A 10,834-nucleotide genomic window follows, 5' to 3' on the forward strand; every position below is an offset into this window, starting at 1 on the left:
CGCTACTCGTCGTCATCATCGAGCATGGCGGAACCATCGATGGCGTAAAGCTCGTCAAACTCCTCAGGCGCAGGCTGATCGGTCAGCTCGACCTCGGACGGAGCATCGTCATCAAACTCAAGCCCGCAGGCAAGGCGGACCTTATGCTCAATCTCGTCGGCGCAATCGGGGTGTTCGCGCAGGAACGCCTTGGCGGCCTCGCGACCGTTGCCGAGCTTGTCCTCGCCATAGGCAAACCAGGAGCCCATCTTCTTGCAAATGCCGCACTCGACAGCCATGTCCAGAATCGAGCCCTCCTTAGAGATGCCCGTACCGTACATGATGTCGAACTCAGCAGAACGGAACGGAGCTGCCACCTTGTTCTTAACGACCTTGGCACGCACGCGGTTACCGACAACCTCATCCTTAAGCTTAATGCTGTCGATGCGGCGAATGTCGATACGCACCGAAGAGAAGAACTTAAGGGCGCGGCCGCCCGTCGTGGTCTCGGGGTTGCCGAACATGACGCCGATCTTCTCTCGCAGCTGGTTAATGAAGATGCATGTCGTGTTGGACTTGGACAGCGAGCCGGCGAGCTTGCGGAGCGCCTGACTCATCAGACGAGCTTGCAAACCGACCGTGGTATCGCCGATCTCTCCCTCGATCTCGGCACGCGGGGTCAGCGCGGCGACGGAGTCGACGACGATGGCATCGATGGCGCCGGAACGCACGAGCATGTCAACAATCTCGAGCGCCTGCTCACCCGTATCAGGCTGGGAAATCAGTACCTCGTCGATATCCACGCCAATGCGCGCGGCATACGTGGGATCGAGCGCGTGCTCGGCATCGATAAATGCCACCACGCCACCCATTGCCTGGGCTTCGGCCAGGATCTCGAGCGAAAGCGTCGTCTTACCGGAGGACTCTGGACCGTAAATCTCGACGATACGGCCGCGCGGCACACCGCCGATACCCAGAGCGGCATCGAGTGCCAGAGCGCCCGTGGGGATGGCCTCAACCTCAAGCTCGGGGCCGCCGTCACCATACCTCATGATGGAGCCTTGACCGAACTTCTTCTCGATCTCGGCCTTGGTGGTAGCGATCATCTCTTCGCGCTCTTTACCCGTCGTGGGTGCATGAACGGTACGTACGGGACCTGAATTCTTGGCCATGAATAGCCCTCCTCTTAACAACCTGCATTGATAGTAAACGAACGGCTGTTCGTGGTCAACCGTTCAGGCCAATCATATGCAGGCAGTCTTTCCAAAACCCAACCAAACGCCGACCAAACACTGACCAAATGCTTGACCACAAAGGGCCGAATAAGAACAAGGAAGACAAGAATACACCTATAACCGGCGCAAACGCTAAATTCGTCAGGGGTCCCTATCTCCACAATTAAGGGGCCCTAAGGCCCCTTAAAACACGTCTATTTCATAGAGTTGAGCACAAGGGCAATGCGTCCCAATGCCTCCGCGACCGCATGGGCACGAACACACGAACGGTCGCCCTCATAGTGGCAGCGCACAGAGTCCACGACCGGCACTTCCCCATCAGCCGCGCGATACGCCCAGCCAATATAGAAAGTGCCAGCCGGATCGTCCTCAGTGCCGCCGCCGGGGCCGGCATAACCCGTTGCGCTCACTGCAATATCGCTCTGGTACAGCTCCAGCGAACCCGCCGCCATCTCGCGCGCGGTCTGATGCGACACCGCGGTATAGCGGTCAAGCGTCTCCTGATCAACACCCAAAACGCGATGCTTGATCTCATCGCAGTAGGTCACCGCACCGCCACGCAGCACCGCCGAGGCGCCCGGGATATCGGCAATCGTCGAGGCGATCATACCTGCTGTCAGCGACTCAGCCGTCGAAACCGTCACGCCCCGAGCGCTCGCGCGCTCGACAATATGACGCGCCAGCTCCTCGTTATGTGCGGAAATCTGCTCAAAAGAGTCCGTCATACCCACCAGAACCTAGACCGAAAAGACGATCTTGCGGCAGTTCCAGAAGTACTGGGCGCCCGAGATAACGGTCAGGACAACGGCAACGGCGTACAGGAAGCGCGAAACGCCATAGACACCGAGCAACAGCTCCGCAGGCCCCAACTGGAGGCCGGTCATCGCAAAGACGCACAGGTAACCGCAGATGGAGACCATCGTGGTCGCCGTCTTGTACTTGCCAAGCTTATCGGCGGCAACGACCACGCCGGCGGCACTCGCGACCATGCGAAGGGCGCTCACCAGAAGCTCACGGAACAGGATAATGAACACGGACCACACGGTCACAGCGCCAAAATCCAAGAACAGCAGCAGAGCCGAGAACACCAGCAGCTTATCGGCAATGGGGTCCAAGAATTTACCGAAGTCGGTAATCTCATTGCGCGAACGCGCCAGATAACCGTCGACCTTATCGGTGCACGACAGGATCACATACAGAATGAAGGCAGCGGCGGCGAGCGGGCCGTCGAAGGTGCTCCAATCTGTACCGGCAACACTCGTGTGAGAAAGCGCCGACACGATCATGAACACCGGGATAAAGACGATGCGAACGCACGTCACGATGTTGGCGGGCGTCCAAACACTCGTCAGTTCCTTATTGCTCTCGTTTGCCACGATGCTCTCCTACTCCACAACATGGCCGATAAGCTCATAGCAGAAGCTATCGGTAAACTCGACCGTCAGAATATCGCCCACGGACGCCTCGCTGGCGTCCAAGTGCACCGCGCCATCGGAATCGGGCGCCTGGAACCAAGCATGGCCGATCAGCTCGGCGCCGTCCTCGGTCTCCTCGATGCCGTCGACAATCACCTGGGCGCGCTCGCCCACATGTGCGGCGGTGGCGGCAAAACCGAGCGACTCGGCCAGGTCCATGGCCTCCTGGGCGCGCTCGAGCTTGACCTCCTCATCGACCTGACCCTCCATCTTAGCGGCCAGGCTGCCCTCCTCCTGCGAGTAGGCAAAGACGCTCGTGTAGTCAAAGCCGACGGTGTCCATAAAGTCGATAAGGTCGCGGAACTCGTCGTCGGTCTCGGTCGGGAAGCCGACCATGGCCGTGGAACGGATCACGATGCCGGGGATACGCTCACGCAGATCGCGGAACAGGTCCTCGAGCTCCTGGCGCGAACCAGAACGGCGCATAGCCTTGAGGATGCGCGCGTCGCAGTGCTGCACGGGGATATCGATATAGGGCAGCACCTCGGGCGTATCACGAATCGTCTCGATAAGCTCGTCAGTCATGCCCTCGGGCTGCAGGTAGAGAACACGGACCCAGACGTTGTGCGGGCGCACGGCCTCGGCTACGGCGCGCAGCAGCTGCGCCAGATTGCGCGGCGAGCCCTCGGCGACGTCACCATCCGCAAAGTCGGTGCCCCAGATGCCAGTGTCCTGGCCGATCAGCACGACCTCTCGCACGCCACCGGCAACCAGGTCGCGCACCTCGGAGATAATGCTCTCGGCATTTCGCGAATGATAGCGACCGCGAATATAGGGAATCATGCAGAAGCTGCAGAAGCGGTTGCAGCCATCGGAAATCTTGACGTAGGCGACAGCGCCCTCGACGGTGCGCTTGACCTGCGGAATATAGGCGGCAATCTCGCGCTCGACGCCCACCACGCCATCGATGACCGCCACGATGCCATCCTCCTCGTCGGCCTTCACAAAGGCAGCGACCTCGGGCAGCTCATCGGGCAGGTCGTCGCCATAGCGCGACGGCACACAGCCGCACATGACGATGGGGCAAGAACGAACGCCGTCCTGGACCTCGTTGGCGAGCTCGAGCGTGGTCTCGATGCTCTCGGACGTTGCGGAGGCAAGGAACGAGCACGTATTGACGATGGCGATATCGGCGTCCTGCGGGTCGAATGCCTCCTCGTAGCCTGCGGCGGTCAAAAGAGAACGCATGCGGTCGGTGTCAACCTCGTTCTTAGCGCACCCGAGGGTGATGTAGAGCACGGAGCCCAACGGTGTATCCATATTGGAGAGCGGTCCTTTCGAATGATATTAGCGGTAGTTGGTGAACTGCAGCGGCTGGCCGTAGTCCTGGTCGCGCAGGAACTGGATCACGGTCTGCAACGCGTCCTTCGAAGCGGAGGAAACACGAAGCTTGTCGGCCTCGATGGTCACCTTGACCTTGAGCTTTTGATCCTTGATGTCCTTGTTGATCTTCTTGGCGGTCGCCTGGTCGATACCCTCGACGATATGGCCGAGCACGCGCACGGTGCCGCCCGATGCCGCCTGCGGAGCATCCCACGAGACAGCCTTGAGGTCGATGCCGCGCTTGATGAGCTTGGAGCTCAGCACGTCGATAATCTGCTTGGAGACAAAGTCGGCCGGGGCGTTGATCGTAAAGAGCTTGTCGCCCTTCGAAAGCTCGATCGTGGCGCCGGAATCCTTCAGGTCATAGCGCTGGGAAATCTCGCGCGTGGTTTGCTGGAAGGCGTTGTCGACCTCTTGCATGTTGACCTCGGACACGACGTCGAAGCTGGAATCTTTAGCCATGATGTTTCCTTTCGCGTACGAGCGGCTTAGTAGCTATCGTACGAATAGTCGGTAGAATCGGTGGGCGTCTGGCCGTCAGTTGCGGTATCGGCGCCATCCGTGGACTGGGCATCGGTGCCGTCGGTGGTGTCGGCACCATCAGAACTTTCACCATTCTCGGAATCAGTCGTCTCCTTCTTGGGAACGGTGATCGTCACACGCGCCACGCCCGAGGTCTTGGTATCGTAACGGACCTTTTCGCCGTTCTTGGTAACGGTGACATCGGAAGGCTTGGACGTGGTGATCTCGATCGAGGACTCGGGCGTGTACTCCTGCTCAAAGGGGCCAGTCGCCTGGGCGCCATAGACCGACTTGCCGTCGACCTTGACCTCAATCCAGGCGGTCTTTCCCTTGGCAACGGAGACCTTGACCTTCGTTACCTCGTTCTCTTCCTTTTTAGCCGTCGTCTTGGTGGCGTCCGAATCGGTCGACTCATCCGTCGCCTCATCGGTGTCTTCGTCCTCGTCGACCGTTTCGGTCTTCTTAGAAGACTTCTTAGTCGTCGTCTTGGTGGCAGTGGGCGTCTCGGGCGTGGTCTCGGGCGCCGAAGTTGCGCAGCCGCGCAGAAGCACCACGATGAGCACGATCAGCAGCAACGCCACGGCACCGATGCCGGCGTAGACGATACGCGGATCGAGCCCATTGTTTTGAGGAGTACGGGATCCGCCACGTCCACAACCGGAACTGCTGCGGCCGCCTCCCTGCGGCATACGACCACGATTGCTATCGGAACGGCTGCGATAGCCGCCCTGGCCCTGAAGGCTGCGCTGACCCGAGCGGGGCGCAAGTTCACCGCGGCCTTGATAGCCACGCTGGCCCGCACGCGGAGCCGAAGAGCGCTGGCCATACGGCTGTGGTTGAGAGCGAAGACGCGGCGTCACCTGCGTGGTATCGGCGTCCGCATGGCCACTGCGAGAGCGTCCGGTGGAGATACCACGGTGACCGCGATCGGAATAGCCGCCGTCGCCGTAGCCGGCACGAGGGTCACGCGCCACGCCGCGGGCAGCGGGAAGTGCACGGTCCTCGGGCATCGGCGTACTGCGGAACCGGTCACGCTGCGAGCGAATATCCTCGCCCGAACCCGTCTCGGTAATATAACCGGCCTGCTGAGGACGCTGTCCATAGCGGGTCGAACGACCGCCCTGAACCATCAGGAAGCGCCCGTTATCGACTGAGGAACGCGAATTGACGTAGCCGGCGGCGTCCTGAAAACGACCGCCCTGCTGCGACGTCTCGCGCTCGTATGCCATCAGCTCGTCAAAGTAGGCATTGACGACCTCGCGCGGATTGAGGCCCAAAAAGCGAGCATAGCTCGAAATCATGCCCTGCGCATAGCCGCGCGGCGGCATCGAAGCAAAGTTACCGGTCTCGAAAAACTCGATGATCTGCGGCCTGATTTTGATGGTGTTGGCGACCTGCTGAATGGAAAGGCCCATTCGGCGACGCTGCTCGAGCAGCATGTCACCAAAGCGTGCAGCCATCAGAATCCTCCAAACTCACGATCTTCACGTGCCATCTCGGCGTCGACAGATTCCAGCGCGGCAAGCCCCTCCTCGTCCAACAGGACCTCGCGCGGCTTAGAACCGTCGGGCGGGCCGACGACACCCTTTTCTTCCAGCATGTCCATAATACGCCCGGCACGCGCATAGCCAACCTTCAGACGACGTTGCAGGCCAGATGTGGAGCCAAGCTGCGATTCCACCACAATATGGGCGGCTTCCCAAATGAGCGGATCATCGTCTTGCGGCTCGGCGACTCCGGTGCGGACAATGCCGCCGCCACCAGCCATGGACATGGAAGCGGGCGCCACGGCGGACAGAATCTCCTCGTGGTAGTCGGGCTCGCTCTGCGACTTGACGAACTCGACAATCTCGTTGATTTCGTCGTCCGAGACAAAGCAGCCCTGGATACGGCGGGGCTTGCCCCAGTCGACCTTGGAGAACAGCATGTCGCCCAAACCGGTGAGCTTCTCGGCACCCATCTGGTCGATGATGACGCGCGAGTCGATGCCCGTGGCGACGTTAAAGGCGATGCGGTTGGTGATGTTGGCCTTGATAAGGCCCGTCACCACGTTGGAGCTGGGGCGCTGCGTGGCAACGATAAGGTGAATACCGGCGGCACGGCCCAGCTGTGCAATACGAACGATCGAGGCCTCGACATCCTTACCGGCGACCATCATCAGGTCAGAGAGCTCGTCAATGATAATGACCAGGTAGGGCATCTTTTGCGGCGGGTTGTCGTAATGCTCAAACTCGCCAGCAGCCTGCTTTTCGTTGTAGGTCGAGATCTTACGCACGTTGAGACGCTCGAAGACCTTCAGGCGACGCTCCATCTCGGACACAGCCCATTGCAGAGCGCTCGCGGCCTGCTTAGGCTCGGTCACCACGGGCACATAGAGATGCGGCAGACCGTTATAGCCCGCAAGCTCGACGCGCTTGGGGTCGACCATAATCAGGCGAACGTCCTCGGGAAGGGCGCGCATGAGCAAGGTCGTGATGATGGAGTTGATCATCACCGACTTACCAGAACCGGTCGTACCGGCAATCAACAGGTGAGGCATCTTGGCGAGGTCGGCGACAACCGGCGTGCCCTCGGCGTCGCGGCCGATGGCGAGCTCGAGCGGACCGCCCTTCACATAGGGCAGCACGTCGCCCAGATTGACGTTCTGGCGCTTGCGGTTGGGAATCTCGATACCAACGAGAGAGGTGCCGGGGATCGGCGCGAAGATGCGCACCGACTGGGCGGCAAGCGAAAGCGCAATATCGTCCTCGAGGCTCGAGATCTTGCTCACGCGCTCGCCCTCACCGGGCTGCAGTTTAAAGGTCGTCACCGTGGGGCCGGCGATCCAGCCGACCACGCGGGCACTGCGGCCAAACTCAAGCAAGGTGGATTGCAGTGACTCAGCGGTCTGCTCCAGCTCCTTGTCCGAAGACGCGGCGGAAGCCGACTGCGGGTTGGCATGCAGGATTTCGAGCGGCGGAAGCTTGAGTCCGTCCTCTTCTTCGCCCTCGTTATCTGCGGCGCCGTCGTCCACTCCCCCATCACGAGCCGCAGCCGATTCGATAGCACTCGTGGCAGGCGCACCGGCAACCTTGGGATGCTTTAAGAAGTCGGGAATCTGAGGTGCGGCCGAGACGGGATTCACGACAAACGGCGGCTCGGACTCGTCAACCTTGTCCGGATCGTCCTCCATCGAAAGCTGTCCAGTGACCTGCCCGCGCTTGGCGTGGCGACGCGGCAGCAAGGTTGTCTTGGCGGTCTCGAGCGGAGCCTCGTCGTCCTCGTCGTCACCCTCGGTGAGCTCAATCTCGCTATCGGGCCAAGACGGGTCGGGCTCGCTTGTGTTGAGCTTGGGCGCAGCCTTGCCCTTCTTGGCATGGCGGCGCGGCAGCAGCGTGGTCTTGGCGCGCTCGGCTTCAACCGACTCGGATACGTCGACAAATGGGTCATCGTCCTCGTCGTCATCGTCCAAAACCGGGTCCACATCGTTGCCCATGACCGTGGTCACGGCAGCATCGGAGCCCTTTTGACGAAGAATGCTCAGGTGCGGACGGGCAACGCCGGGCACCGACAGGGCTTCGTCGTCACCCCACGGGCTGGCGTTGACATCGGCACGACGACGTTCGGCAAAATCTGCCGCACGATCGCGGGCAGAGCGCAGCACACCGCCCACCGAAAAGCCAATGATGACAAAACCAACGACGGCAAGACCCAACAGGACCACCATCGCGACAGGCTTACCCAGGGCATTCTGCAGCGCACTCGCAATAAACGCACCAATGTAGCCACCCGACACGGAAAGGTTCTGCGGCGTAAACATAAGGTCGCACGAATCGCTCGTGCCCGGCACCATCAGCGAAAGAATGGAGACGACGGCGATAAAGACCACGGCACCGCCCGCAACAGAGCGCACGTTGAGCGGCGAGTCCTCACCCAAAAAGAGCGTGGCGGCAAACAGCAAGATGACGATCGGCAGCACGTAGGCGCCCAGGCCAAAGCCCAGGTGGTAGAAACCGGCAACCGCAGCCGTCACGGGCGCTGTTGCCGGAGAGATCACGGCAATGAAGGACGCGATCGCCAAAACGGCGATGACCACACCGGCGATATCGCGATTGGCCGAAGGCTCGACCAAGGGCTCAAACTCATCGAACTCGGACTCGTGGCCCTTATTGGCACGCAGATGGGAACCGGCACCCTTAGCAGATGCCGGTTGGTTATTGGCCTTATTGCCTTTGGCGTTTTGTGCAGATCCGCGCGCCAAACTAAACCTCCATGACGACCGGGATGATCATCGGACGGGTGCGCGTACGGCTCCAGATAAAGTTAGAGAGCGAATCGCGCACGGCCTTGCGAATGGCATCGGAACCGCTGCTGGTAAAGCTAAACTTACCCTTCTCGATCGTCTTCATAATGGACGCGGAGGCATCCTCGGAGAACTGGTCGTCGATGGCAAACGAGACGCCGCGGCCCGAGAACTCGATGGCCTCGATCTTCTTGTGTTTGAGGGAGACGATGGCAACGGCCGTGACCATACCGTCGTTGGCGAGCTTCTGGCGATCGCGCAGGACGATGGGGTCGGTATCGCCGATACGCAGGCCGTCGACGTAAACGACACCGGACTCGACGGGCGTACCGCGCTTGACGATACCACCGCGCATCTCGAGCGTGTCGCCGTTATCGAGGATAAAGATATGATCGTCCTTGATGCCCATCTTGCGCGCCAGCTGGGCATGGGCGCGCAGATGCACGGCCTCACCGTGAACCGGCATAAAATACGTGGGCTTGGCCATGGCCATCAGGAGCTTGAGCTCCTCCTGGCTACCGTGACCCGAGACGTGGACGAGAGCGCGGTTCTTATCCCACACGTCGCAGCCGAGCTTGGCCAGGCTGTTGACGACCTGCTGGACGGCCTTCTCGTTGCCAGGAACGGGAGTTGCCGAGAGGATAACGGTATCGCCCTCGTGGATGGAGAGCGTCTTGTGCTCGCCATTGGCCATGCGGGACAGGGCCGACAGCGGCTCGCCCTGCGAACCAGTGCACATGACGACGATCTTGTCGTCAGGCAGGTTATCAATATCGAAGGCATCGATGATATCGGCATCATCGATGTTGAGATAACCGAGCTCGCGCGCCACGCGGGTGTTCGTGAGCATGGAGCGACCGGTCACAACGACCTTACGGCCGCACTTGCGGGCGGCATCGCAGATCTGCTGCAAACGATGGATGTGGCTCGAGAACGATGCGACGAACACGCGACCCGGGGCGTTCTTGATGGCGTGCAGCAGGTTGGGACCAACCTCGGCCTCGGACTTGGTAAAGCCGGGAACCGTGGCATTGGTGGAGTCGGAAAGCAGCAGGTCGATGCCCTGCTTGGCAAAGCGGCTGATAGCGGCATAGTCGGGCGTGACGCCATCGATGGGCGTCTGGTCGAGCTTAAAGTCGCCGGTGTGCATAACGGTGCCTTGATTGGTGCGGATGAACACGCCCAGAGCGCCCGGGATGGAGTGCGTCATCGAGAAGAAGTCGAGCGAGATGCCGCCGAGGTTGACATGGCTGCCGCCCTTGACCTCGCGGAACTTAGGCGCGCGGATGCGGAACTCGGAGAGCTTGCCCTCGATAAAGCCGAGCGTCAGCTTGCTCGAGAAGATGGGCACCTTATTGTTGAGGTCCTGCAGCAGATACGGAAGCGAACCGGTGTGGTCCTCGTGGCCGTGGGTGACGATAATGCCGCGGAGCTTCTCCTCGTTCTCAAGAACATAGGTGTAGTCGGGAAGCACCAGGTCGATACCGGGCTGGGAGTCATCCGGGAACATGAGGCCAGCGTCGACGAGCACCATGTCGTCGCCGCACTCGAAGACCGTCATGTTCTTGCCGATGCCGTCAAGGCCGCCAAGCGGGATGATCTTCAAGGGAGATGATTTTTTAGCTGCCATAGGTTAGTGTGGTTTCCTTTCTTCGAAACGGGTCTGGAACAACCGACGGGGCGCTTCTGGCAAACCGACCGCCGGGAACATACAAACATGCATCGCAGAGTCGATGCAATAACCACAGTATGATACCCATTTGCCCACCAACAGACCACCCATGCATCAAAGCCCCATCCAAACCGGTCTATCCCGCCGGTTTCCCGTGGGGCGGGCACTGATGAAGTTTCCTGCTCTACAGTCCTGCTCACGACGGAGGCCACATTAAGTGGCCTCCTGTTCGTGCGGAACTCGCGATAAACCTAAGCCGGTGTCCCCGCTCTCCCGGGGCCTGTCGTGGCTTGGCCGTTGCATGCGGCTCGCTTTTCGGAACGGGGCTGACGGACACGTTCCGAAA

8 protein-coding genes are annotated in these 10,834 nt (G+C 60.5%); all 8 read right to left on the reverse strand.

Features of this window, described 5'->3' with window-relative positions; genetic code table 11:
- Window positions 1–2: 2 nt before the first annotated feature.
- The 8 genes from recA to DW892_RS07050 all read right to left on the reverse strand — a co-directional run bounded on the left by recA (window position 3) and on the right by DW892_RS07050 (window position 10,446).
- Window positions 3–1,151 (reverse strand): recombinase RecA, encoded by a 1,149-nt coding sequence (gene recA / locus DW892_RS07015; RefSeq protein ID WP_117766611.1) that lies wholly within the window; start codon window positions 1,149–1,151, stop codon window positions 3–5.
- A 257-nt stretch (window positions 1,152–1,408) separates the two neighbouring features.
- Window positions 1,409–1,939: a CinA family protein gene (locus tag DW892_RS07020; RefSeq protein WP_117766613.1), complete on the reverse strand. Its 531-nt coding sequence runs from the start codon at window positions 1,937–1,939 to the stop codon at window positions 1,409–1,411.
- A gap of 12 nt (window positions 1,940–1,951) precedes the next feature.
- Window positions 1,952–2,500: a CDP-diacylglycerol--glycerol-3-phosphate 3-phosphatidyltransferase gene (gene pgsA / locus DW892_RS07025; RefSeq protein ID WP_233546877.1), complete on the reverse strand. Its 549-nt coding sequence runs from the start codon at window positions 2,498–2,500 to the stop codon at window positions 1,952–1,954.
- 99 nt (window positions 2,501–2,599) lie between these two features.
- Window positions 2,600–3,949, reverse strand: a complete 1,350-nt coding sequence (gene rimO / locus DW892_RS07030) for a 30S ribosomal protein S12 methylthiotransferase RimO (protein WP_117766617.1) — start codon at window positions 3,947–3,949, stop codon at window positions 2,600–2,602.
- A 27-nt stretch (window positions 3,950–3,976) separates the two neighbouring features.
- Window positions 3,977–4,474, reverse strand: a complete 498-nt coding sequence (locus tag DW892_RS07035) for a YajQ family cyclic di-GMP-binding protein (protein WP_022094699.1) — start codon at window positions 4,472–4,474, stop codon at window positions 3,977–3,979.
- Window positions 4,475–4,500: 26 nt separating this feature from the next.
- Window positions 4,501–5,994, reverse strand: a complete 1,494-nt coding sequence (locus tag DW892_RS07040; RefSeq protein ID WP_117766619.1) for a helix-turn-helix transcriptional regulator — start codon at window positions 5,992–5,994, stop codon at window positions 4,501–4,503.
- Window positions 5,994–8,774 (reverse strand): DNA translocase FtsK, encoded by a 2,781-nt coding sequence (locus DW892_RS07045; protein WP_233546867.1) that lies wholly within the window; start codon window positions 8,772–8,774, stop codon window positions 5,994–5,996. Before DW892_RS07045 ends, DW892_RS07040 begins: the two co-directional genes overlap by 1 nt.
- A 1-nt stretch (window position 8,775) precedes the next feature.
- Window positions 8,776–10,446, reverse strand: coding sequence for a ribonuclease J (locus DW892_RS07050; RefSeq protein ID WP_117654800.1), 1,671 nt, complete (start codon window positions 10,444–10,446; stop codon window positions 8,776–8,778).
- Window positions 10,447–10,834 lie beyond the last annotated feature (388 nt).

The sequence above is a fragment of the Collinsella sp. AM40-7AC genome (genome assembly GCF_003468125.1).
GTDB classification, from domain to species: Bacteria; Actinomycetota; Coriobacteriia; order Coriobacteriales; family Coriobacteriaceae; genus Collinsella; species Collinsella aerofaciens_O.